Below are 24,056 nucleotides of genomic sequence, written 5' to 3'. Positions count from 1 at the left end.
CTTTGCGGATTAATAAGTTAAAGCCAAATAAAAAGGCGCAGCCGTTGCCGGCTGCACCTTTACAGGACAAAACAGGCGGTTAAGCCGGCACGCTCAGCGCTTTCTGGCTGCGCGACCAGACGCGGTGCGCGCCCATCGCGGAGAGGAATTCGCTCATCAGCACGCCTTCAGCCTTGTCATCTTCAATCAGGCCTTCTTCGCGCTCGCTGTCGCCCAGGCCAAACTGCGATTTGAAACGGCGGGCGTCGCCGCTCAGGCCGATCACTTTAAGGTGCTTGTAGGCTTCCAGCAGGAAATAACGGGCGTCGCCGCTCAGCAGCAGCGCGTCGATATTGCCGTCCGGCACGATAACCGCGTCAAAGGTCAGCGAAGGCAGACCGCTGAAGGTCGCATCAATCGGCAGGTTGGAGCCATCGTCGGCACGAACCTGACCCATATGCGGCGCCAACAGCTTGCCATGTACGCCCTGCGCCTTCAGCTCCTGCAGGATCGCCAGCACGTCCGCCGCGACTACGCCATCGCTGATCAGCAGCGCGACCTGGCGTCCCTTAATCGAACCACTTGGCACTGCGTAAAGGCTCAGGCTGGCATCTTTTTTCAGGCCGTTGACGTCTTTCGGCGGCGCGGTATGCATTTTCTCGTCGGAGAGCGCGATACCCAGGTTTTCCGCCACGCCGTTCGCCAGCGAAACGTCGATATGCACCAGATGATCCACCACGCGCTCGCGAATATAGGCACGGGCGACTTTGCTCAGCTCAAAAGAGAAGGCGTCGATAATATGCTGCTGCTCAACCGGCGTCTGACTGTTCCAGAAGAGTCGCGGCTGCGAATAGTATTCGCCGAAGGAAGGGCTGCGCTCGCGCACTTTATGGCCTTCGATACGCTCCTGATAACTTTCAAAACCGCCACGGTGCGGCGAAGGCGGCGTTTCGCGCGGCCAGTTATCGTTGATGGAGTTCGGCTCGTAGTTGGCCGGATTGGTATCGATATCCATGCGGTGCATGCCCTGACGCTGGAAATTATGGTAAGGGCAGGTCGGGCGGTTAATCGGGATTTCATGGAAGTTCGGCCCGCCGAGACGGCTGATCTGCGTGTCGGTATAGGAGAACAGACGTCCCTGCAGCAGCGGATCGTTGGTGAAGTCCAGACCGGGAACGATATGGCCCGGATGGAAGGCGACCTGCTCCGTCTCGGCAAAGAAATTATCCGGGTTACGGTTCAGTACCATTTTGCCGATAAGCTGCACCGGCACCAGCTCTTCCGGGATCAGCTTGGTAGCATCCAGCAGATCGAAGTCGAATTTAAACTCGTCTTCTTCAGGGATCAGCTGGACGCCCAGCTCGTACTCCGGATAGTCGCCCGCTTCAATGGCTTCCCACAGATCGCGGCGATGGAAATCGGGATCGCGGCCGGTAAGCTTTTGCGATTCGTCCCACAGCAGCGAGGCTTTCCCCGCGACCGGCTTCCAGTGGAAGCGAACGAAGGTGGCTTTGCCTTCGGCATTGATAAAGCGGAAGGTATGGATGCCAAAGCCTTCCATCGTGCGATAGCTGCGCGGAATGCCGCGATCGGACATCGCCCAGATAACGTTGTGCAGCGTTTCCGGCTGCAGCGAGACGTAGTCCCAGAAAGTGTCGTGCGCGCTCTGGCCCTGAGGGATTTCATTATGCGGCTCAGGTTTTACCGCGTGCACGAAATCGGGGAATTTATGCGCGTCCTGAATAAAGAACACCGGCGTGTTATTGCCAACCAGATCGAAAACGCCTTCATCAGTATAGAACTTGGTGGCCCAGCCGCGAATATCGCGTACCGTATCCGCCGAGCCCGCGCCGCCCTGCACGGTAGAGAAGCGGACAAATACCGGCGTCAGCTTTTCCGGATCGCGCAGGAAGTCCGCTTTGGTGACGTCGCTCATGTCGCGATAGGGCTGGAAGTAGCCGTGCGCCGCGGAACCGCGAGCATGGACGATACGCTCCGGAATACGCTCATGGTCGAAATGGGTAATCTTTTCACGCAGGATAAAATCTTCCAGCAGCGTCGGGCCACGGGTGCCGGCGCGCAGGGAATTCTGGTCGTCGGCGATGCGCGTACCCTGATTGGTGGTCAGCGGGAAGTTCTCGCCGCCTTTACGGAAGGTTTCAAGCGCATCGAGTTTAGCGTTGCGGGTATCGGGCGCCTTCAGGCTGCCCGGCGCGGTAGGCTGCTTGCCTGGCGGCGTCGGTTCTGACAAAGGCTTGTGCGAACCATCTGCGGGTGCCAGAGAGTCCATTCCCGGCTTCGCCTGATCGGGGCCGGTTAACGGGGCGTTATGGGTGATTTCCTTGTTATCGGTTTCTTTCGACATGCTCACTTGCTCCTGTGATGAGTGTTTCTATCCAGTAACTATAGAACAGTGAGTGAGGTACGCCCGGAAACCGCAAGGTTAATGATTGCAGAGAATAAAAAAAGGGCCGCGAGGCGGCCCTGAGAGGTTAGCTGTGCGCCAGCTCGGCTTCTTCGTCCGCCTCGGTGTTAAGGCGGGACTTGTCGGTTTGCTTCAGCCACTGGCTGGTGAGCATACCTGCGGTCATCGAACCGTTAACGTTCAGCGCGGTGCGGCCCATATCGATCAACGGCTCGATGGAAATCAGCAGCGCCACCAGCGTCACCGGCAGACCCAGCGTCGGCAGCACAATCAGCGCGGCGAAAGTCGCACCGCCGCCAACGCCCGCGACGCCAGCCGAACTCAGCGTGACGATGCCGACCAGCGTGGCGATCCAGACCGGATCGAACGGGTTGATGCCCACGGTCGGCGCGACCATCACCGCCAGCATGGTCGGATAAAGGCCCGCACAGCCGTTCTGGCCGATAGTGGCGCCAAACGAGGCCGAGAAGCTGGCGATCGATTCCGGGATACCCAGGCGGCGGGTTTGCGCTTCCACGCTGAGCGGAATAGTGGCCGCGCTGGAACGGCTGGTAAAGGCGAAAGTGATTACCGGCCAGACCTTGCGGAAGAAGCGCGCGGGGCTGACGCCGTTAACGGAAAGCAGCAGCGCGTGGACGGCGAACATGATTGCCAGACCCAGATAGGAGGCGATAACAAAACTGCCCAGCTTGATGATATCCGCCAGGTTGGAGCTGGCGACCACTTTGGTCATCAGCGCCATGACGCCGTAAGGCGTCAGCTTCATAATCAGGCGCACCAGCTTCATCACCCAGGCCTGCAGCACGTCGATCGCCGCCAGTACGCGCTCGCCTTTAGGCTTGTCGTCACGCAGCAGATGCAGCGCGGCGACGCCCAGGAAGGCGGCGAAAATCACTACGCTAATAATTGATGTCGGGTTTGCGCCGGTCAGATCGGCAAAAGGATTTTTCGGCACAAACGAAAGCAGCAGCTGCGGCGCGCTGAGATCGGCTACTTTACCGATATAGTTCGACTGCAGCGCCGACAGTCGCGCGGTTTCCTGCACGCCCTGCACCAGTCCGCTGGCATTAAGGCCAAACAACCAGGTGACGAACACGCCCACCAACGCGGAAATCGCCGTGGTAAACAGCAGCACGCCGATAGTCAGCACGCTGATTTTGCCCAGCGACGAGGCGTTGTGCAGACGAGCCACGGCGCTGAGAATGGAAGCGAATACCAGCGGCATCACAATCATCTGCAGCAGCTGCACATAGCCGTTACCGACCACGTTAAACCAGCTGATGGACTCTTTCAGCACCGGATTATCGGCGCCGTAAATAGTGTGCAGGGCCAGCCCGAACAGGACGCCGACCACCAAACCCAGCAGTACTTTTTTCGCCAGGCTCCAGCTGGCGTTGCCGCTTTTAGCCAGCAGACCCAGCAGCAGGATAAAAGCCGCCAGGTTTGCGATTAATGGAAAGTTCATCCCCAGATCTCCGGTTAAACCGAGACGTTAAAGCCGTCTCGTTAATTAGCTATTTTTATTGCGCAACCATTACGCGTGACGGCGATGGTAACAGCTCGCGGAGAAGGGCCAATATAATCAAAAGGAATAGTTTATAACTTATTGAATAAAGTCGGCTGCTTATTGCGCCATCTGGTGATTTATAAACCGACTGAGGCTGTTTTGCACCAAATCCAGCATCTGAACGGGCCAGCCATCTGCACCAAAAGAGGGCGAGCCGGCCGGAAACCATATCGCCAGGCCGACCAGCGCCAGACAGAGCATCCGCTCCAGCTGGTTGCCGTTGCGGCTGCTCAGCAGCGGCAGGCGAAAACGCCAGCGGCACGGCCAGAGCAGCGGCACGCCGGCGGGCGTCAGCATATCGGCCACAATATGGCTGAGGTAGCCGAGCACCATGCCCTGGAAAACATCCGCAGGCAGCGCCCACTGTGAGGGCAGCCTGAGCTGGAGCAGCAAGACGCCACCGATAACGGCCAGCAGGCTATGGGTAAAACCGCGATGCCCGAAAGCCCGCGCGATAGGCTGAGAGAGCCAGCGCAGGCGCTGGCCGAGCGTGGAGCGCGGATGGTCGATATCCGGCAGCAGACAGGTCAGCAGCGTTGCGGGAATAATGTGCCACCAGTCGCCGTCGCCAAGCACCGGCGTCAGCTCGGCGCGCTTGGCGAAAATCGCGCTGGCAATGGCAAAAATAACGTGGCCTTCGGCCGTCATGGAAACGCTCGGTAGCTGAACTGTCAATGCATCCAGTATAGGGGATATATACAGTAGAAGAAATATGTGACGCTGTAACCAAAAGTTAATATTTTATTTACGCCGATCCTCTGAGCACCAGCGAGAAACCGAGATCGACGATGGCGTCGGCAGGCGGCAGGCCCGCGATTTTATCGGTAAGCATTGCTGCCGCCAGCTTTCCTGTTTGCCAGCGGTCAATGGCGAGAGTAGTTAGCGGCGGCAGCGTGCTGGCGGCGAAATCCAAATCGCCGAACCCCATAATAGCGATATCGTCGGGCACGGTCAGCCCCTGACTTTGCGCCTCCAGCATCGCGCCCTGCGCCAGCGTATCAGAACTGCAAATCACCGCGTCCGGCTTTTCCGCCAGCAGCGTTTGCATTCCTGCTCTTCCTGCTGCCATTGTCGCCGGCAGCGGCACGAAAGCCTGTTGGCAAATTACCCCATATTTGTTGAGCACTTCCCGCGCGCCCTGCAGCCGCAGCTGCGCCCGACGATCTTCCGTCCACAGCAGACCCACGCGCCGACAGCCTTTGCTGGCGATATAGTCGCCCGCGGCGTAACCCGCTTTTTCGTGAGAAAAGCCGATCAGCATATCCAGCGGCGTTGGCGTCAGATCCCAGATTTCCACCACCGGCAGCGCGGCGTTGAGCAGCCGCTTCTTCAATAGCGGCGTATGGTGGATGCCGGTCAGCACGATGCCGTCCGGCTTTCTGGAGAGCAGGGCGGCGACAATCGCCTCTTCGTCCTGGGGATCGTAGCCCGCCACGCAGAGCAGCATATGGTAGCCGCGCAGGGAAAGCTCGTCGCTGAGCGCCTGAATGGTATCGGTAAACATATTGTTGTTGATCTGCGGCACCACCACGGCAATCAGTTTGCTGCGGTTCGACGCCAGGCCGCCAGCCAGCAGATTGGGGATATAACCGGTAGCCTGTACGGCTTCCATAACCCTGGCCAGCGTCGCCGCCTTCACCAGCTGCGGCGTGTTCAGCGCCCGGCTCACCGTCATCGGCGACAGGCTGGCGCTGCGCGCCACATCCTGCAACGTTGGCGCGCGAGGTTTTTGCGCAGCTTTTCCGGAGCTTTTATCCATAGCCAGGCTACTCCATAACGAGGTTTTGACGCAGAAGAAACAGGCGCACAGCATAAAATCATAGCCCAAACAGTGACAGGATTTTTGCCACATTTATTTCACATCGGATAGCGAGAAAGGATTAATTTTGTGACAAAGATGGCGATTATTTGTTCTTTTTATAGCATGGCACAGAGGCGTGGCGCATAAATGTTAGCGCAATCATTTACGTTGAACGGGAGAGTATGATGACCAGCAGCGCCAATTCGCAGGCCGTAAGCTATGCTCAGGCCGCCACGGGAAAAACCGCCGCTGAATCCGGCGACAGAATCAGCGCCGTCAGGCTGTCGCTGGCTTTCCTGCCGCTTGCGACGCCGGTTAGCGATGCTAAGGTGCTTACCGGCAGGCAAAAGCCCCTGACGGAAGTCGCTATTATCTTCGCCGAAATCCAGACGCGTGACGGGCTGGAAGGCATCGGCTTCAGCTATTCCAAGCGTGCCGGCGGGCAGGGCATTTACGCGCACGCCAAAGAGATCGCCGACAATCTGCTGGGTGAAGACCCCAGCGATATCGACAAGATTTACAGCAAACTGCTCTGGGCAGGCGCTTCCGTCGGCCGCAGTGGGCTGGCGGTACAGGCTATTTCGCCTTTCGATATCGCCTTATGGGATTTAAAGGCGAAACGGGCTGGTCTGCCGCTGGCGAAGCTGCTCGGCGCTCATCGTGACTCCGTGCAGTGCTACAACACCTCCGGCGGATTTCTGCATACGCCGCTGGAGCAGGTACTGGAAAACGTCGCTATTTCGCGGCAGAGCGGCATCGGCGGCATTAAAATCAAGGTTGGCCAGCCTGACACCGCCGAAGATCTGCGTCGTCTCAGCGCCGTGCGCAAAGCGTTGGGCGATGATTTCCCCCTGATGGTGGATGCTAATCAACAGTGGGATCGTGAAACCGCGATCCGCATGGGCCGTAGGATGGAGGCGTTTAATCTGGTCTGGATTGAAGAACCGCTGGACGCCTGGGACGTGGAAGGCCATGCGGCGCTGGCCGCCGCGCTGGACACGCCGGTGGCGACGGGCGAGATGCTGACCAGTTTTCGTGAGCATGAGCAGCTGATTCTGGCGAACGCCAACGACTTTGTGCAGCCCGATGCGCCGCGTGTAGGCGGCATCACGCCTTTCCTGAAAATTATGGATTTAGCGGCGCGCCATCATAAAAAACTGGCGCCGCATTACGCGATGGAGATTCATCTGCATCTTGCCGCCGCCTATCCGCTTGAGCCCTGGCTGGAGCATTTCGAGTGGCTGAATCCGCTGTTTAACGAGCAGCTTCTGCTGCAGGACGGCAGGATGTGGCTTTCAGATCGGCCTGGTCTGGGTTTTACCCTTAGCGACCAGGCCAGAAGCTGGACCGTGCTGGACGCTCAGTTTGGCCAGCCGGCCTGAAGCGGAAGAAAAGGGCGGCGACGCCCTTGTTTCTATTGGCCGAGCAGATGCCGGCTGCTTAGTTCGGTGAGCGAGCTTAGCTTTACATCCGCCAGCGCCCAGCGCGCATCCTCGGCGTAAATCGGCGCAGGCACCACGATTGAGCGCATCCGCGCCGCTTTGGTGGCGATCATGCCGTTGACGGAATCCTCCAGCGTCACGCAGTTGAGCGGATCGACGCCGAGGCGGGCGGCAGCGTCCAGATAGACCTGGGGATGCGGCTTGCTGTAAGGCAGCGCCTCCGCCGAGGCCAGCACCTCGAAATAGTGGCGCAGGCCGAACATCGCCAGCACCTGCTCCTGCATAAAAAGCGGCGAAGCGGAAGCCAGGCCAATCTTCAATCCTTCCGCCTGACAAAGCTTTAGCGCCGTCTCCACGCCCGGCAGCAGCGGACGCGTATCTTCAATCAGGTTCAGCGCGCGGGTGATGATTCGCTGCGTGACCTCTTCCTGAGTCGGGCCGAGCCAGGGCAGCGTTTCATACCACATGCGCACGACCTGATCGATACGTAAACCGACGGTATCCGGCAGTTCTTCGCGCCGGGACAGATCGACGTCCAGCGTGGCGAAAACGTCCAGCTCCGCGCGCTCCCATAAAGGTTCGGAATCAATTAGTAACCCATCCATATCAAAAATTGCGGCAAGCACAGGACGTGAATAAGACATAATACGGCTCCGTTAGCAGTTTTCCGACACCTTAACATGAAGTTACGGCATAGGGCATTGCGCGCGTTAACTCGCCTTTTGTCGTAAAGGCGCTACTTTTTTCAGGCAGAGTTTGCCAGGCGGGGGTAAACTTACAGCCCTCAGAGCTTAAGGACAGGAGAAAGCATGACTTATCAACAGGCTGGAAGAGTCGCGATACTAAAGCGCATCGCCGGCTGGATTCTATTTATTCCGGCACTGATTTCCACGCTGGTTTCGCTGCTGCGCTTTCTGGAAGCGAGCCGCGAAAAGCGGGAAGGCATCAACGCGGTGATGCAGGACTTTTCCCATGTGATGATCGATATGATCCGCTTTAATACCGGCTTTCTGAACGCCTTCTGGCATAATTCGCCGGTACCGGATTTTAATCAGGGCGGCAACTGGCTGTTCTGGCTTATCTATATTCTGATTTTCGTCGGGCTGGCTTTACAGGCTTCCGGTGCCAGAATGTGGCGCCAGGCGCAACACGTGCGCGAAGGGATCGAAGATCAGATGATCCTGGAAAAGGCAAAAGGAGAAGAAGGGCGCAGCCGCCAGCAGCTGGAAGAGAAAATCGTGGTGCCGCGCCACACGATTTTTCTGCAGTTTTTCCCGCTCTATGTGCTGCCGGTGCTGATAGCCGTCGCGGGCTATTTTGTCCTGAAGCTGGCCGGCTTTATTGGCTGACCGCTCAGGCCGGACGGGCGAGCCTGTTGCCCGCTTCCGCCTGGTCCAGCAGGGCGCCAACCGCCCGCTGGGCTTCCCTCAGCCACTCGCCGCCGAAAACGTTCGCCCGGTTAAGCAGGTAGTAGAGTTGATAAACCGGCTGGCGCTGCTGATGGTCGCGAGGCAGCGGCCAGACCGATTCATAGCCTTCCAGAATCTCCTGCGGCAGCTCCGGGAACCAGGAGAGCATTGCCAGGTCGCACTCTCTGTCGCCCCAGTAACAGGCCGGATCGAAAATGCAGGGCCCTTCCGTGGTGGTCGCGCAGTTAGCGGGCCAGAGATCGCCATGCAGCAGCGAAGGTTGCGGATGGTGCGAGTCAAGCACGCCTCTGGCGCAGCTGACGATCAGATCGATATCGCCATACTGAATGCCTTTCTCTGCCGCCAGCTGCAGCTGCCAGCCGATACGCTGTTCGGCGAAAAACAGCGACCAGCGCTTAAGCCAGCTGTTGGGCTGCGGCGACGTTTTGATATTGTTGTCGAAATCGAGCCCGAACTGCGGCTGTTCGCTCCACTGGTGCAGGCGCGCCAGCTGCTGACCAAGCTGATGGGCGCTTTGGGCGTGCAGCGGCGATAAGGGGAGGTATTCCAGCAGCAGAAAGCTGACGTCGCGGTCATAGCCAACGCCGTATACCGCCGGCACGCGAACCGCGCCCGTGCGGGCAAGCAGCTCCAGCTGGTCGGCTTCCCAGGTAAAGAGATCGAGCATGTCGCGCCCGTTACATTTGACGAAAATGTCGCGTTCTCCGTAGCGGATGCGCCAGGCCGGATGAACATCGCCACCCGGCAACTCGGTACGCTGGCTGATTTCAGCGGCACCTGACTGCTCACTCAACAGACGACTAATGGCTGACCACATAGCGGTTTCCTCTTTTTCGCTGTGTCTTGCGGGACATGCTGATACTAACGCTTAAATAATATACAAAACCAGCATTTACGCAGTGCAGGATGCATCTTTTACAAAACATTAGCTTTTGCTGTGGTTTTGTAACGCCTCCCAGCGCGTCACGTCCACCTCGGGTTTTTCTCCCAGCACGATCTCGCCCAGGCTGATGGCCTGCTCGCGGATCTGCTCTGCGCTTAAGGCGCTGACGATACCAAAACTGTTGGTGCCCAGTTCATGTGGATGACCTTCCTTGTCGTGCAGAGAGGTAGTGAAGCCGCCATTGGTAAGGGCGCTGTTTAACTCCAGCACGTCCGTAAGCCCCTCATCCTTAAAGTGGAAAGTGACTACATACTGTTCGATATCTGTCGGGGCCATGCTGTACTCCTTTAAGTGAACCTGAATGTTCTTAGCATAGTTCATCGCCAGCCGTTATCGGGCAGCAGCGCAGATTAGCGCCTTTACCGCGCTTTTTTTTAGAGACCTTGACAAGGCTATTCATCTTTCACGACATAGCTGGTAGCGAGGCCGTGTTGAGTTACATCGTCACATATATGGAAAAACCTGGTAATTTCACTCATTTGCTGTGGACTTTAGAGGAGAAAAAGAGCTGTCGCGGCGTACTCCAGCAATGAGAATAGTCCCATTCGAGCCGCTTATCGGCTTATCTGTTAGCGCTCAATGGCATTTAACAAAATGTTACCAATCTTTCTATAAAAGAGATTGAACGTCTCGTAAAACTCTTCAGACTCAGCCTTTTTTCAACAGTCGTATGGATCATATTTAATGAAAGCGCTTAACAAGCTGTCGGCAATACTTTTACTCTCCGGCGGCGTTTTTTGTCACCAGGCTTTGGCAGACAACAATGTCTTTACCGTCATGGATGATCCTTCTTCAGCCAAAAAGAATTTTGAAGGCAATGCGGCGGCCGGTTACCTGGCGCAGACCGGCAACACCACCAGCTCTTCGCTGACGGCCAACACCAACATGACCTGGTATCAGTCGCAGATGGCCTACAGCCTGTGGGGCAATGCCAGCAACACCTCTTCCAATGACGAGCGCTCGTCGGAAACTTACCAGGTAGGCGGACGTACGCGCTACAACCTGAATCCTTCCGATTACCTGTTCGGTCAGGCCAGCTGGTTAAGCGACCGCTTTAACGGCTACGACGGCCGCTCTATTCTGGCTGCCGGTTACGGTCGTCAGATCCTGAACGGCCCGGTACACTCGCTGCGTCTGGAAGCCGGTCCTGGCGTGCGCTACGACGACTATCACGACGGCGGCCATGAAACTCAGGCGCTGGCTTACGGCGCGGCCAGCTACCAGTGGCAGCTCACCGATACCACCCGCTTTATTCAGGGCGTTTCCGTGCTGGGCAGCGACGACACCACGGTGAACTCCGAGACGGGTTTGCAGGTAGCGATTAACTCACACTTCTCGCTGAAAATGGCCTATAACGTCACCTGGAACCAGAATCCGCCAGCGTCGGCGCCGGATAAAACGGATACCAAAACCACTATCCAGCTCTCTTACGCAATGTAAGTCTGCCGTAGCGGGCTGCGAGCGGCCCGCTGTGCACTGCCTGAACCTCTCCGCCGACCGCGACGAAATCCTCTTCCTGCCGGAAAGGCTTCTCCGCGCGCATAAAAACTCTTTCCCTTGATGCTTTGACGTACCGCTCATAGCGTGTAAGATATTACTCCTTCGAAAGTTTTTAGCCGTCGCTTGCTTTTGAACCTGTGTATCAGGCGCTGTTCCAAATCGACAAACGTGAGTTGATTTTAAGAGACAACCGCCTGATATATAAATCAAACTCAATTTTGTATGTAGCCTTGCGTATGGGTTACCACTGCAGGTAAGGATGTATCATGCCCGTAATTACACTTCCTGATGGAAGTCAGCGTACCTTCGATCGCGCCGTCAGCGTGATGGACATTGCCCAGGACATCGGTCCGGGCCTGGCGAAAGCCTGTATCGCAGGCCGCGTAAACGGCGAGCTGGTGGATGCGGTCGACCCGATCGCGGAAGACGCGAACGTCGCCATCATCACCGCGAAAGATGAAGCCGGTCTGGAAATTATCCGTCACTCATGCGCCCACTTGCTGGGTCACGCGATCAAGCAGCTGTGGCCGGATACCAAAATGGCGATCGGTCCGGTTATCGACAACGGCTTCTACTATGACGTCGACCTCGATCATACCCTGACCCAGGAAGATATCGAGCTGCTGGAAAAGCGTATGCACCAGCTGGCCGAAACCAATTATGACGTCGTCAAGAAGAAGGTTAGCTGGCAGGAGGCTCGCGACGCTTTCGCTGCGCGCGGCGAAACCTACAAGATGACCATTCTTGATGAAAATATCAGCCACGACGATCGTCCCGGTCTCTATCATCACGAAGAGTACGTGGATATGTGCCGTGGCCCGCACGTGCCTAACATGCGCTTCTGCCATCACTTCAAGCTGCAGAAAATTTCCGGCGCCTACTGGCGTGGCGACAGCAACAATAAAATGCTGCAGCGTATCTACGGCACCGCCTGGGCGGATAAAAAGCAGCTGGCGGCTTACCTGCAGCGTCTGGAAGAGGCTGCCAAGCGCGATCACCGTAAAATCGGCAAGCAGCTCGACCTGTACCATATGCAGGAAGAAGCGCCGGGTATGGTGTTCTGGCACAACGACGGCTGGACGATTTTCCGTGAGCTGGAAGTTTTCGTGCGCAGCAAGCTGACCGAATACGACTATCAGGAAGTTAAAGGCCCATTGATGATGGACCGCGTGCTGTGGGAAAAAACCGGCCACTGGGAAAACTATAAAGAGGCGATGTTCACCACTTCTTCCGAGAACCGTGAATATTGCATCAAGCCGATGAATTGCCCCGGACACGTGCAGATTTTCAATCAGGGTCTAAAATCATACCGCGACCTGCCGCTGCGCATGGCGGAATTCGGCAGCTGCCATCGTAACGAGCCTTCTGGCGCGCTGCACGGCCTGATGCGCGTGCGCGGCTTTACGCAGGACGACGCCCATATCTTCTGTACGGAAGAGCAGGTGCGGGATGAAGTCAACAGCTGCATCCGTATGGTGTACGACATGTACAGCACCTTCGGTTTTGAAAAAATCGTGGTGAAATTGTCTACCCGTCCGGCGAAGCGTATCGGCAGCGACGAGATGTGGGATCGCGCCGAGGCGGATCTGGCGGCGGCGCTGAAAGAGAACAATATCCCGTTCGAATATCTGCCGGGCGAGGGCGCTTTCTATGGTCCTAAGATTGAATTCACCCTGCACGACTGCCTGGATCGCGCATGGCAGTGCGGCACCGTTCAGCTGGACTTCTCGCTGCCGGGCCGCCTGAGCGCCTCCTACGTGGGTGAAAATAATGAACGTCAGGTGCCGGTGATGATTCACCGCGCTATCCTGGGTTCTGTGGAGCGCTTTATCGGTATTTTGACCGAAGAGTACGCCGGTTTCTTCCCGACCTGGCTGGCTCCTGTACAAGTAGTGGTGATGAATATCACCGATGGCCAGTCCGAATATGTTGCAGAATTGACCCAAAAACTTCAGAATGCGGGCATTCGTGTAAAAGCGGACTTGAGAAACGAGAAGATTGGCTTTAAAATCCGCGAGCACACTTTACGTCGTGTCCCCTATATGTTGGTCTGTGGTGATAAAGAGGTGGAAGCAGGCAAGGTTGCCGTTCGCACCCGCCGTGGTAAAGACCTGGGCAGCATGGACGTAAACGAAGTGATAGCGAAACTGCAGGATGAAATCCGCAGTCGCAATCTTCATCAACTGGAGGAATAAGGTATTAAAGGCGGAAAACGAGTTCAACCGGCGCGTCCTAATCGCATTAACAGAGAAATCCGCGCCACTGAGGTTCGTCTGACTGGCGTCGATGGCGAGCAGATTGGTATTGTCAGTCTGAACGAGGCTTTAGAAAAAGCTGAGGAAGCAGGCGTTGATTTAGTAGAGATCAGCCCTAACGCCGAGCCGCCCGTTTGCCGTATCATGGATTACGGCAAGTTCCTCTACGAGAAAAGCAAATCTTCTAAAGAACAGAAGAAAAAGCAAAAAATTATCCAGGTTAAGGAAATTAAATTCCGTCCTGGTACCGATGATGGCGACTACCAGGTAAAACTACGCAACCTGGTTCGCTTTCTGGAAGAGGGTGATAAAGCCAAAATCACGCTGCGTTTCCGCGGTCGTGAGATGGCGCACCAGCAGATCGGTATGGAAATGCTTAACCGCGTCCGTAAAGATCTGTGTGAAGACATGGATCTGGCGATTGTCGAATCCTTCCCTTCGAAGATCGAAGGTCGTCAGATGATCATGGTGCTCGCTCCTAAGAAGAAACAGTAGGCCATAAAGTGGCAGCGGTTCGGCGGTTCGCCGCCGAATCCTGCTCGCCTGTCTGTTTTATTTTATTAACAATGCGAAGTGGATGTTTTAAATGCCAAAGATTAAAACTGTACGTGGCGCGGCCAAGCGCTTCAAGAAGACCGCCTCTGGCGGCTTCAAGCGTAAACACGCGAACCTGCGTCATATTCTGACCAAAAAATCTACCAAGCGTAAGCGTCACCTGCGTCCGAAAGGCCTGGTGTCCAAAGGCGATCTGGGTCTGGTTATTGCCTGCCTGCCGTACGCATAAGTCTATTTTTTTTAAATCAGAATATTAAACAGGAGAGCTAAATGGCTCGTGTAAAACGTGGTGTAGTTGCTCGCGCACGTCACAAAAAAATCTTAAAACAAGCTAAAGGCTACTACGGTGCACGTTCACGTGTTTACCGCGTTGCTTTCCAGGCTGTTATCAAAGCTGGTCAGTATGCTTACCGTGACCGTCGTCAGCGTAAGCGTCAGTTCCGTCAGCTGTGGATCGCGCGTATCAACGCAGCGGCTCGCACTAACGGTATCTCTTACAGCCGTTTCATCAATGGCCTGAAAAAGGCTTCGATCGAAATCGACCGTAAGATTCTGGCTGACATCGCCGTATTCGACAAAGTGGCGTTCACCGCCCTGGTCGAAAAAGCGAAATCAGCTCTGGCGTAAGTCAGGTGAAAGAGGGAGCTTGCTCCCTCTTTTATTTTGTAACCGCAGCAAATGATTGACATTTTTGTCCGTGCGTTTTTCAATAGGGCCACGCTTCACTACCCGGCAACAAGGCAACGCATTATGACCGCGAATTTCCGTTTCTTTTTTTACTTTAGCACCTGAACATCGGGGGCTTGTGCGCAAAGAAAAGAAACGAAAAATCGCGCTGAAAGCCTCCCTCGTGGAGGCTTTTTTATTTCCGGCGCGGCAGATCCAGGGCGCCTCGTCGTCCCCATAAAAAAACAGACCGGCCACGGCGGCTGGAAGAAGAGGAAAGCATGTCACATCTCGCAGAACTGGTGGCGAACGCGCAAGCGGCCATCGAGAATGCACACGATGTTGCCGCGTTAGACACGGTACGCGTTGAATATCTGGGCAAAAAAGGACACCTGACGCTGCAAATGACCACGCTGCGCGATGTGCCGGCGGAAGAGCGTCCGGCTGCGGGCGCGGTCATCAACGAAGCCAAGCAGAAAGTGCAGGAAGCGCTGAACGCGCGTAAAAGCGAGCTGGAATCCGCTGAGATGAATGCCCGTCTGGCGCAGGAGACTATCGACGTCTCGCTGCCGGGACGCCGCATCGAAAACGGTGGCCTGCATCCGGTTACCCGCACCATCGATCGTATCGAAGCCTTCTTTGGCGAGCTGGGTTTTGCCGTGGAAACCGGCCCGGAAATCGAAGACGACTACCATAACTTCGACGCGCTGAATATCCCTGGCCACCATCCGGCTCGCGCCGATCACGATACCTTCTGGTTCGACGCCACGCGCCTGCTGCGCACCCAGACTTCCGGCGTGCAGATTCGCACCATGAAAAACCAACAGCCGCCAATCCGCATTATTGCGCCAGGCCGCGTCTATCGTAACGATTACGATCAGACTCACACGCCGATGTTCCACCAGATGGAAGGGCTGATCGTCGATAAAAACATCAGCTTTACCAACCTGAAAGGCACGCTGCACGATTTCCTGCGCAACTTCTTTGAAGAAGATCTGCAGATCCGCTTCCGTCCTTCCTACTTTCCGTTTACCGAACCTTCCGCAGAAGTGGACGTGATGGGCAAAAACGGCAAATGGCTGGAAGTACTGGGCTGCGGCATGGTGCATCCGAACGTGCTGCGCAACGTCGGCATCGATCCGGAAGTTTACTCCGGCTTCGCCTTCGGCATGGGCATGGAGCGACTGACCATGTTGCGCTACGGCGTGACCGATCTGCGCGCTTTCTTCGAAAATGATTTACGTTTCCTCAAACAGTTTAAGTAAGGGCGGGCAAAACCTATGAAATTCAGCGAACTCTGGTTACGTGAGTGGGTTAACCCAGCCATCGACAGCGCGGCGCTTAGCGAACAGATCACCATGGCCGGTCTGGAAGTGGACGGCGTGGAAGCGGTAGCCGGCACTTTTCATGGCGTAGTGGTGGGCGAAGTGGTCGAGTGCGGCCAGCATCCGAACGCCGATAAGCTGCGCGTGACCAAAATCAACGTGGGCGGCGATCGCCTGCTGGATATCGTCTGCGGCGCGCCAAACTGCCGTCAGGGTCTGAAAGTGGCCGTGGCGACCATCGGCGCGGTACTGCCGGGCGATTTCAAAATCAAAGCGGCTAAGCTGCGCGGCGAGCCTTCAGAAGGGATGCTTTGCTCTTACTCCGAGCTGGGCATTGCCGACGATCACAACGGCATTATCGAACTGCCGCTGGACGCCGCGGTCGGCACCGATATTCGCGACTATCTCAAGCTTGATGACAGCACCATTGAAATCAGCGTCACGCCGAACCGTGCCGACTGCCTGGGCATTATCGGCATCGCGCGCGACGTTGCCGTACTGAACAAGCTGCCGCTGAACGAGCCGGTTATCGAGCCGGTCGCGGCGACCATTCAGGATACCTTCCCTGTTCGCGTGGATGCGGTTGACGCTTGCCCACGCTACCTGGGCCGCGTGATCAAAGGCATCAACGTTAAGGCTGCCACGCCGCTGTGGATGAAAGAGAAGCTGCGCCGCTGCGGTATCCGTTCTATCGATCCGGTAGTGGATATCACCAACTATGTGCTGCTTGAGCTGGGCCAGCCGATGCACGCCTTCGATCTGGATCGCATCGACGGCGGGATCAACGTGCGCATGGCGGAAGAGGGCGAAACGCTGACTCTGCTGGACGGCACGGAAGCGAAGCTGAATGCGGACACCTTAGTGATTGCCGATCACCACAAAGCGCTGGCGATGGGCGGCATCTTTGGCGGCGAGCATTCCGGCGTTAATGAAGAAACCACCAACGTGCTGTTTGAGTGCGCCTTCTTTAGCCCGCTCGCTATCACCGGACGCGCGCGCCGTCACGGTCTGCATACGGATGCTTCCCATCGCTACGAGCGTGGCGTAGATCCGCAGCTGCAGTATAAGGCGCTGGAACGCGCAACCCGTCTGCTGCTGGATATCTGCGGCGGCGAAGCTGGCCCGGTTATCGATCAAACCAACGAGGCGACGCTGCCGCCACGCGCGACCATCACGCTGCGCCGTGAAAAACTGGATCGCCTGATTGGCCACGTTATCGCCGACGAGGAAGTCAGCGATATTCTGAGCCGTCTGGGCTGCGAAGTGACGGCAGGCGACGGCGTCTGGCAGGCGGTCGCGCCAAGCTGGCGTTTCGATATGCAGATTGAAGAAGACCTGGTCGAAGAAGTGGCTCGCGTGTACGGCTACAACAATATCCCGGATGTGCCGGTGCAGGCTGGTCTGGTGATGACTTCGCACCGCGAAGCGAAGCTGTCGCTGAAGCGCGTAAAAGCGATGCTGGTGGATAAAGGCTATCAGGAAGCGATTACCTACAGCTTCGTCGATCCTAAAGTGCAGGCGCTGCTGCATCCCGGCGAGGAAAATCTGGTACTGCCAAGCCCAATTTCAGTAGAAATGTCAGCGATGCGCCTGTCGCTGTGGACGGGGCTGCTCTCGGCGGTGGTCTATAACCAGAACCGTCAGCAGAGCCGCGTACGCCTGTTTGAAAGCGGGCTGCGCTTTGTGCCTGATACGCAGGCAAACCTCGGCATTCGACAGGACGTTATGCTGGCGGGCGTAATCAGCGGCGCGCGCTACGAAGAGCACTGGGATCTGGCGCGTCAGACAGTTGACTTCTATGATTTAAAAGGTGATTTGGAATCCGTCCTCGATCTGACCGGCAAACTGGAGCAGATTCAGTTCCGCCCAGAGGCGCATCCGGCGTTGCATCCGGGACAGAGCGCCGGCATCTGGTTGCAGGAGCAGCGTATCGGCTATCTGGGTGTGGTGCATCCGGAACTTGAGCGGAAACTGGATCTTAACGGGCGTACCGTGGTCTTCGAACTGGAGTGGGACAAGGTGTCAGACCGCGTCCTGCCTGAAGCGAGCGAGATTTCACGCTTCCCCGCAAACCGCCGTGATATCGCCGTGCTGGTGGCCGAAAACGTCCCCGCAGCAGATATTATCGCCGAATGTAAGAAAGTTGGCGTAAATCAGGTAGTTGGCGTAAACTTGTTTGATGTGTACCGCGGTAAGGGTGTTAATGAAGGTTTTAAGAGCCTTGCTATCAGCCTGATTTTGCAAGATACCGGCCGGACACTCGAAGAAGAGGAGATCGCTGCAACCGTCGCCAAATGTGTTGCGGCGTTAAAAGAGCGATTCCAGGCAACCTTGAGGGATTGAACCTATGGCGCTTACAAAAGCTGAGATGTCTGAATACCTGTTTGAAAAGCTGGGGCTTAGCAAACGGGATGCCAAAGAGCTGGTAGAGCTGTTTTTTGAAGAGGTGCGTCGCGCTTTGGAGAACGGCGAGCAGGTAAAACTGTCAGGATTTGGTAACTTCGACCTTCGCGACAAAAATCAACGTCCGGGACGTAATCCCAAAACCGGCGAGGATATTCCGATTACGGCGCGTCGCGTAGTCACTTTCCGCCCGGGACAGAAGCTGAAAAGCCGGGTTGAAAACGCTACGCCGAAAGAAGACTGACCAGTGCTCTGCAAAAGGCCGCTTACGCGGCCTTTTTTATCGCTTAATTTTGTTCGTTTTGTTAGCCAGGCACCGATTTATGACTCCGCTTTCTCTGCATATAGCGCTGACTCGTCGCCATCAGCGGCGCTGGCTCGCCGCGCTGGGCGCTTTTTGTCTGGTGCTTTTTTTAGTGAGCCTGAGCGCCGGCGATCGCTGGCTGCCGCCGCAACGCTGGTTTGATACGGACTATCAGCTGTTTGTCTGGCAGCTGCGGCTGCCGCGCTCGCTGGCGGTATTTCTGGTTGGCGCGGCGCTGGCCGTCACCGGCGCGGTGATGCAGGCGCTGTTTGAAAATCCGCTGGCGGAGCCGGGCCTGCTTGGCGTGGCGAACGGGGCAGGCGTCGGGCTGGCGCTGAGCATTTTTTTCGGTGCGAGCGGAGTGTGGTCGTTAAGTCTTTACGCCATCGCCGGCGCGCTGCTGATCACTTTTATCCTGCTACGCTTTTCACGTCGTTCGCTCTCCAATAGCCGCCTGTTGCTGGCTGGCGTCGCCCTGGGCATTATCTGTAGCGCAATCATGACCTGGACCGTTTATTTCAGCACCAGTCTGGATCTGCGTCAGCTGCTGTACTGGATGATGGGCGGCTTCAGCGGCGTGGACTGGCGCGACGGCGGCCTGATGCTGGCGCTGCTGCCCGCGCTGCTCTGGCTATGCGGGCAGTGGCGCGTACTGAATCTGCTGGCGCTGGGCGAAATCTCCGCGCGACAGCTGGGGTTGCCGCTGCTGCTGTGGCGCAATTTACTGGTGGTGGCGACCGGCTGGCTGACCGGCGTCAGCGTAGCGCTGGCGGGCGCCATCGGCTTTGTTGGCCTGGTGATCCCGCATATTTTGCGACTGAATAACTTTAACGATCATCGTATGCTGTTGCCGGCCTGCGCGCTGGCCGGCGGCGGCATTCTGCTTGCCGCCGATATTATCGCCCGCGTTGCCATCGTCTCGGCGGAACTGCCGATCGGCGTGGTAACGGCGACGCTGGGCGCGCCGATTTTTATCTGGCTGCTGATACGTCATCGTCACTGACTCCGGGTCAGTGTTTTTCTCAACTGAAACAGGAAAAACCAATGAGTATTTACGATACAGAACTGGTAACGCTGGAGGGTGAACACACCACGCTGGCCAACTGGCAGGGCAAAGTATTGCTGGTGGTCAATGTCGCTTCAAAATGCGGTCTGACGCCGCAGTACGAGCAGTTAGAGAATATTCATAAGGCCTGGCAGGATCGCGGTTTCGCGGTACTGGGTTTTCCCTGCAACGCGTTTCTGGGGCAGGAGCCGGGCAGCGCCGAAGAGATTAAAACCTTCTGCAGCACCACCTATGGCGTCACTTTCCCGATGTTCAGTAAAATTGAGGTCAACGGCCCGGATCGGCATCCGCTTTATCGCCAGCTGATTGCGGCCAGGCCCGAAGCGGTAGCGCCGGAAGAGAGCGGTTTTCTGGAGAAAATGCGCAGCAAAGGCCGCGCACCGAAAGAGCCGGGCGATATTTTATGGAATTTCGAGAAATTCCTGATCGGACGCGACGGCACGGTAGTTCAGCGTTTTTCACCAGACATGACGCCGGAAGATCCTATCGTGATGGAAAGCATTAAAGCGGCGCTGGCAAAATAGATGCTGCTGCAGTGTGAAGGCGTTGCGATAGCGCGACGCCTTACCTCTTTTACCGCCAGCGTCGACACAGGCGAGCTGATTCATATCCTGGGGCCGAACGGCGCCGGAAAAAGCTCGCTGCTGGCGGCGCTGGCCGGTTTGCTGGCGGCCGAAGGCCGGATTATGTTCGCGGGCAGGCCAATATCCGCCTGGACGGGCTACGCGCTGGCGCGTCGACGCGCTTACCTGGCCCAGCAACAGCGGCCCGTTGGCAATATGCCGGTCTGGCACTACCTTAAGCTGCACCAGCCGGCTGATTTAACCGGGGATGAGCAGACGCTGACGGCGCTTTGCGAAACTTTTCAGCTAACGGCTAAGCTGGCGCAGCCGCTTAGCCGCCTCTCCGGCGGCGAGTGGCAGCGAGTGCGCCTGGCGGCCGTGCTGGGTCAGCTAGCGCAGCCGGAAGGGCGTTTGCTGCTGCTGGATGAGCCGCTCACCGGCCTGGATCTGGCGCAGCAGGCCGCGTTCGATCGCTGTGTGGCCGACAAAGTAGCGGCAGGATTGACGGTTATTATGAGCGGTCATGATATCAATCATTCGCTGCATCATGCCCGGCGCGTCTGGCTGTTGAAAGAGGGCGCGTTGCTGAAGCAGGGATTGACCGCGGACGTTTTACAGCCCGCAACGCTGTCGGCGGTTTACCAGGTGCCTTTCCGAAAAATCGAGGCGGAAGGGCGCTCGTTACTGACCACGTTGTTCTGATTCGAAGTATGAGTAATCGCAGCCAATAAAGGGATTCTGTTATGCGCTACCTGCTTTTTTTACTGGCTGTTCTGCTGGCGGGCTGCAGCAGCCACGCGCCGCCGCCGAATGGCCATCTCTCCGACTCCATTATGGTTATCGCGCGACTGAACGAGCAGCTGCGCGAATGGCGCGGCACGCCTTATCGTTACGGCGGTATGGGACGCAGGGGAATCGACTGTTCAGGTTTCGTTTATTTGACCTTCCGCGATCGTTTTGATCTGCAGCTGCCGCGAACCACGCTTGCGCAGACGAAAACCGGCACGCGCATCGGTAAAAAAGATCTGCTGCCCGGCGATTTACTGTTTTTTAAAACGGGTGCGGGAGAAAACGGACTGCACGTCGGCATTTACGATACCGACGACCAGTTTATCCATGCTTCCACCAGCCAGGGCGTTATCCGCTCCTCCTTAAATAACGTTTACTGGAAGAAAGTCTTCTGGCAGGCGCGACGCATTTAATTATTTAGCCTGCTAAGGGTTTAAGAAAATGCTTATATATCTGCTGGTTGTCTTTTGACACTATCATCTTTTTTTAGGGCGACTCAGTTGTGGCATTAATTGTCGGTTAATTCGCCATCGTCGCTAAAACGATTTTCCCTTGTCGGATTTTGTAAAGAGAGTTTAAAGAAATGCGCTATGGGGATTTTCTGGCACGAAAATATGATTTAATAATAAAACACCTTTCTTGTGGAATATGTGATAGCTTAACTCGCTACATGCTTACTTCCCGGCGTTTGGACGAGGGGCGTATTAAAGCGCTGTACGGCTACTTCATCATGGCTGAATAAAAATGAATATCCATCTGGAAGCGGATTATATAAGTCACACGGCATTTAACCCGATCTACGGTTTCGGCGGGCAGCTTATCGCCGTCGAACTGCTGACCCATTTCTCGCACAGCACCGCTAACGTAGCGGTTCCGCAGGAGCTGTTGCTACCGCAGCTTGATAAAGAGCAGCGGATCGTTTTATTGCAGAACCAGATCAACAGCATTGAAAAACACGCAGACTTTTTCAGCCAGCAAAAAGTAAAGGTGACGCTGAAAATAGACGAGCTGCTGGCGCAAACCATTCTCGACAGCGAGTTTTTAAGCCGCAAGCTGGACGCGCTGGGCTGGCTGGAACTGGAAATAACCGAAAGCTTCGCCGATTTAAAACTGGGGAAAGATCATCCCGGACTGATGGCGCTTAGCGAAAGATTTGATTTATGCCTGGCGAATTACGGCGCGGGCAAAGCGCCGTCAAAAGCAGTATACGACAATCTCTTTTCCCGCATTAAACTGGATAAAGGCTTTATTCAGCACAATATTAATCGTAACTCTTTTCAGCCGTTTATCAACGCGCTGCTGGAGCATATCAAACCTCACTGCCAGCAGGTTATCGTCCAGGGCGTGGATGATATTACCGGACTGGAAAAAGTGAGCCGTTATCAGTTCGACGGTATTCAAAGCGCGCTCTTTTCCCCGGTAGCGGAAGAGTCGCTCACTTCTCTGATCGTGCCGCCAAGAGAGCTGGTCGGCGAAGCGTTGTAATATCCCTTTACTCTCTCCGTGTTTGCCGCCGTGCAGGAGGTTTACACTTAAAGCTGGCCTTGCAAAGGCATCGGCAAACAGTAAGGGGAGCGTATGCATTTTCAAAACAGCTGGCATGACGAGCTGGCGGGATTTTATACCGCCCTCAACCCTACACCGCTGAAAAACCCACGGCTGCTTTATCACAGCGCGCCGCTCGCCGCGGAACTAGGGCTGGATGAAAGCTGGTTTACCGCCGATAAAACGCCCATCTGGAGCGGCGCGCAGCTGCTGCCGGGTATGGCGCCGCTGGCGCAGATCTATAGCGGGCATCAGTTTGGCGTCTGGGCGGGGCAACTGGGCGACGGCAGAGGCATTCTGCTGGGCGAACAGCAGCTGGCGGACGGACGCAAAATGGACTGGCATCTCAAGGGCGCCGGTCTGACGCCTTACTCGCGCATGGGCGATGGACGAGCCGTGCTGCGCTCTTCGCTACGCGAGTTCCTGGCTTCGGAAGCCATGCATCATCTTGGTGTGCCCACTTCACGCGCGCTGACGGTAGTGACCAGCGACGAGCCGGTGCAGCGCGAAACCACCGAACGCGGCGCCATGCTGCTGCGCGTGGCGGAAAGCCATGCCCGCTTCGGCCATTTCGAACATTTCTTCTACGCACAGCAGCCGGAAAAAGTCCGCGAGCTGGCGGACTATCTGATCCGCCATCACTGGCCGCATCTGCAGGAGGAGCCGGATCGCTATCTGCTCTGGTTCAGCGATGTGGTGAAACGCACGGCAAGACTGATCGCTCACTGGCAGAGCATCGGTTTTGCGCACGGCGTCATGAATACCGACAACATGTCGATCCTTGGCATTACGCTGGATTATGGCCCATATGGTTTTCTGGACGACTATCAGCCCGACTTTATCTGCAACCATTCCGATTATCAGGGACGCTACAGCTTTGATAACCAGCCGGTGGTTGGCTTGTGGAATCTGAACAGGCTGGCGCATTCGCTCTCCGGATTGCTGGAGACGGCGCAGCTGAAGCAGGCGCTGGCGGAATATGAGCCGGAGCTAATGCGCAGCTGGGGAAGCCAGATGCGCGCGAAGCTGGGACTGATGACGCAGGACAAAGACGATAACGATATTCTGACCGGACTACTGTCGCTAATGACCAAAGAGGGCAGCGACTACACGCTGACGTTCCGTATGCTCTGCGACAGCGAGCAGCAGCAGGCGCATTCGCCGCTGCGGGATGAGTTTATCGATCGTGAGGCTTTTGACAGCTGGTACAACATTTATCGCCAGCGTTTGTTAAAAGAGGAGAGCGACGACGCGACGCGGCAGCAGAAGATGAAGCAGGTTAATCCGGCAATTGTATTAAGAAACTATCTGGCGCAGCAGGCGATCGAGCAGGCGGAAAAGGATGATGTCAGCGTGCTGGCCAGGCTGCACCAGGCGCTGCTGCGGCCTTACGATGATGCGCCGGAGTTTGCGGATTTGATGCGTCGCCCACCGGACTGGGGCAAAAAACTGGAGGTCAGCTGTTCAAGCTGAGCAACGGGACTGACGCAGCGCGTTA

At 56.4% G+C, this 24,056-nt stretch carries 23 protein-coding genes and 1 other annotated feature; of the genes, 16 read left to right on the top strand and 7 right to left on the bottom strand.

What is annotated here, in order from left to right; all coding sequences use genetic code 11:
- Nucleotides 1–79: 79 nt before the first annotated feature.
- From katE to MKZ79_RS06135, 4 genes are all read right to left on the bottom strand, one after another.
- Nucleotides 80–2,344 carry a catalase HPII gene (katE, locus tag MKZ79_RS06150; protein ID WP_336140733.1) on the bottom strand — a complete coding sequence of 755 codons (2,265 nt, stop codon included), beginning with the start codon at nucleotides 2,342–2,344 and terminating at the stop codon, nucleotides 80–82.
- A gap of 127 nt (nucleotides 2,345–2,471) precedes the next feature.
- The gene (locus MKZ79_RS06145) at nucleotides 2,472–3,869 is read right to left on the bottom strand and encodes an L-cystine transporter (RefSeq protein ID WP_336140732.1); all 1,398 of its coding nucleotides are present in this window, start codon (nucleotides 3,867–3,869) and stop codon (nucleotides 2,472–2,474) included.
- Between the two features lie 159 nt (nucleotides 3,870–4,028).
- The gene (locus MKZ79_RS06140) at nucleotides 4,029–4,619 is read right to left on the bottom strand and encodes a metal-dependent hydrolase (RefSeq protein ID WP_336140731.1); all 591 of its coding nucleotides are present in this window, start codon (nucleotides 4,617–4,619) and stop codon (nucleotides 4,029–4,031) included.
- A gap of 97 nt (nucleotides 4,620–4,716) precedes the next feature.
- The gene (locus MKZ79_RS06135) at nucleotides 4,717–5,730 is read right to left on the bottom strand and encodes a LacI family DNA-binding transcriptional regulator (RefSeq protein WP_336140730.1); all 1,014 of its coding nucleotides are present in this window, start codon (nucleotides 5,728–5,730) and stop codon (nucleotides 4,717–4,719) included.
- A gap of 227 nt (nucleotides 5,731–5,957) precedes the next feature.
- Here MKZ79_RS06135 and MKZ79_RS06130 point away from each other — a divergent pair, with 227 nt between their 5' ends.
- On the top strand, nucleotides 5,958–7,154 hold the full coding sequence (locus tag MKZ79_RS06130; RefSeq protein ID WP_336141364.1) for an L-talarate/galactarate dehydratase: 1,197 nt from the start codon (nucleotides 5,958–5,960) through the stop codon (nucleotides 7,152–7,154).
- Nucleotides 7,155–7,186: 32 nt separating this feature from the next.
- Here the strand turns inward: MKZ79_RS06130 and hxpB are convergent, their stop codons facing one another.
- Complete coding sequence (gene hxpB, locus MKZ79_RS06125; RefSeq protein ID WP_336140729.1) at nucleotides 7,187–7,858, bottom strand: hexitol phosphatase HxpB; 672 nt, start codon at nucleotides 7,856–7,858, stop codon at nucleotides 7,187–7,189.
- Nucleotides 7,859–8,023: 165 nt separating this feature from the next.
- Here hxpB and MKZ79_RS06120 point away from each other — a divergent pair, with 165 nt between their 5' ends.
- Nucleotides 8,024–8,563 (top strand): YniB family protein, encoded by a 540-nt coding sequence (locus MKZ79_RS06120; RefSeq protein ID WP_336140728.1) that lies wholly within the window; start codon nucleotides 8,024–8,026, stop codon nucleotides 8,561–8,563.
- A 4-nt stretch (nucleotides 8,564–8,567) separates the two neighbouring features.
- Here MKZ79_RS06120 and MKZ79_RS06115 read toward each other — a convergent pair whose 3' ends face one another.
- Entirely contained in the window at nucleotides 8,568–9,461 is an 894-nt protein-coding gene (locus MKZ79_RS06115; RefSeq protein ID WP_336140727.1) for a fructosamine kinase family protein, read from the bottom strand.
- Nucleotides 9,462–9,569: 108 nt separating this feature from the next.
- Entirely contained in the window at nucleotides 9,570–9,863 is a 294-nt protein-coding gene (gene ghoS, locus MKZ79_RS06110; protein ID WP_336140726.1) for a type V toxin-antitoxin system endoribonuclease antitoxin GhoS, read from the bottom strand.
- Nucleotides 9,864–10,271: 408 nt separating this feature from the next.
- Between ghoS and MKZ79_RS06105 the strand changes: the two genes are divergently transcribed.
- The 14 genes from MKZ79_RS06105 to MKZ79_RS06040 all read left to right on the top strand — a co-directional run bounded on the left by MKZ79_RS06105 (nucleotide 10,272) and on the right by MKZ79_RS06040 (nucleotide 24,031).
- Nucleotides 10,272–11,027, top strand: a complete 756-nt coding sequence (locus MKZ79_RS06105) for a DUF481 domain-containing protein (protein WP_336140725.1) — start codon at nucleotides 10,272–10,274, stop codon at nucleotides 11,025–11,027.
- Nucleotides 11,028–11,353: 326 nt separating this feature from the next.
- A complete protein-coding gene (gene thrS, locus MKZ79_RS06100; protein ID WP_336140724.1) occupies nucleotides 11,354–13,282 on the top strand; it encodes a threonine--tRNA ligase in 1,929 nt (642 codons plus the stop codon).
- Between the two features lie 3 nt (nucleotides 13,283–13,285).
- Nucleotides 13,286–13,837, top strand: coding sequence for a translation initiation factor IF-3 (infC, locus tag MKZ79_RS06095; protein ID WP_336141363.1), 552 nt, complete (start codon nucleotides 13,286–13,288; stop codon nucleotides 13,835–13,837).
- A gap of 91 nt (nucleotides 13,838–13,928) precedes the next feature.
- Nucleotides 13,929–14,126, top strand: coding sequence for a 50S ribosomal protein L35 (gene rpmI, locus MKZ79_RS06090; protein WP_010275699.1), 198 nt, complete (start codon nucleotides 13,929–13,931; stop codon nucleotides 14,124–14,126).
- A gap of 41 nt (nucleotides 14,127–14,167) precedes the next feature.
- Nucleotides 14,168–14,524 (top strand): 50S ribosomal protein L20, encoded by a 357-nt coding sequence (gene rplT, locus MKZ79_RS06085; protein ID WP_016169860.1) that lies wholly within the window; start codon nucleotides 14,168–14,170, stop codon nucleotides 14,522–14,524.
- Nucleotides 14,525–14,638: 114 nt separating this feature from the next.
- Nucleotides 14,639–14,764 (top strand) — a sequence feature (Phe leader region).
- Between the two features lie 80 nt (nucleotides 14,765–14,844).
- Nucleotides 14,845–15,828, top strand: a complete 984-nt coding sequence (gene pheS, locus MKZ79_RS06080) for a phenylalanine--tRNA ligase subunit alpha (RefSeq protein ID WP_336140723.1) — start codon at nucleotides 14,845–14,847, stop codon at nucleotides 15,826–15,828.
- Nucleotides 15,829–15,843: 15 nt separating this feature from the next.
- Nucleotides 15,844–18,231 carry a phenylalanine--tRNA ligase subunit beta gene (pheT, locus tag MKZ79_RS06075; protein WP_336140722.1) on the top strand — a complete coding sequence of 796 codons (2,388 nt, stop codon included), beginning with the start codon at nucleotides 15,844–15,846 and terminating at the stop codon, nucleotides 18,229–18,231.
- A gap of 4 nt (nucleotides 18,232–18,235) precedes the next feature.
- Nucleotides 18,236–18,535, top strand: a complete 300-nt coding sequence (gene ihfA, locus MKZ79_RS06070; protein ID WP_004157378.1) for an integration host factor subunit alpha — start codon at nucleotides 18,236–18,238, stop codon at nucleotides 18,533–18,535.
- Nucleotides 18,536–18,614: 79 nt separating this feature from the next.
- Nucleotides 18,615–19,598: a vitamin B12 ABC transporter permease BtuC gene (gene btuC / locus MKZ79_RS06065; protein ID WP_336140721.1), complete on the top strand. Its 984-nt coding sequence runs from the start codon at nucleotides 18,615–18,617 to the stop codon at nucleotides 19,596–19,598.
- 41 nt (nucleotides 19,599–19,639) lie between these two features.
- Complete coding sequence (locus MKZ79_RS06060; protein ID WP_336140720.1) at nucleotides 19,640–20,185, top strand: glutathione peroxidase; 546 nt, start codon at nucleotides 19,640–19,642, stop codon at nucleotides 20,183–20,185.
- Nucleotides 20,186–20,926: a vitamin B12 ABC transporter ATP-binding protein BtuD gene (gene btuD / locus MKZ79_RS06055; RefSeq protein WP_336140719.1), complete on the top strand. Its 741-nt coding sequence runs from the start codon at nucleotides 20,186–20,188 to the stop codon at nucleotides 20,924–20,926. It begins immediately after the preceding gene.
- Nucleotides 20,927–20,967: 41 nt separating this feature from the next.
- The gene (locus MKZ79_RS06050; RefSeq protein ID WP_336140718.1) at nucleotides 20,968–21,426 is read left to right on the top strand and encodes a C40 family peptidase; all 459 of its coding nucleotides are present in this window, start codon (nucleotides 20,968–20,970) and stop codon (nucleotides 21,424–21,426) included.
- A 331-nt stretch (nucleotides 21,427–21,757) separates the two neighbouring features.
- Nucleotides 21,758–22,498, top strand: coding sequence for an EAL domain-containing protein (locus tag MKZ79_RS06045; protein WP_336140717.1), 741 nt, complete (start codon nucleotides 21,758–21,760; stop codon nucleotides 22,496–22,498).
- 93 nt (nucleotides 22,499–22,591) lie between these two features.
- Nucleotides 22,592–24,031 carry a protein adenylyltransferase SelO gene (locus MKZ79_RS06040; protein WP_336140716.1) on the top strand — a complete coding sequence of 480 codons (1,440 nt, stop codon included), beginning with the start codon at nucleotides 22,592–22,594 and terminating at the stop codon, nucleotides 24,029–24,031.
- The last annotated feature ends 25 nt before the right edge of the window (nucleotides 24,032–24,056 follow it).

It is taken from the genome of Erwinia sp. CGal63 (genome assembly GCF_037026505.1).
Lineage (GTDB): Bacteria > Pseudomonadota > Gammaproteobacteria > Enterobacterales > Enterobacteriaceae > Erwinia.
Note: the sequence above shows the minus strand (reverse complement) of the source record. Positions and strands in the feature narration are given on the sequence as shown.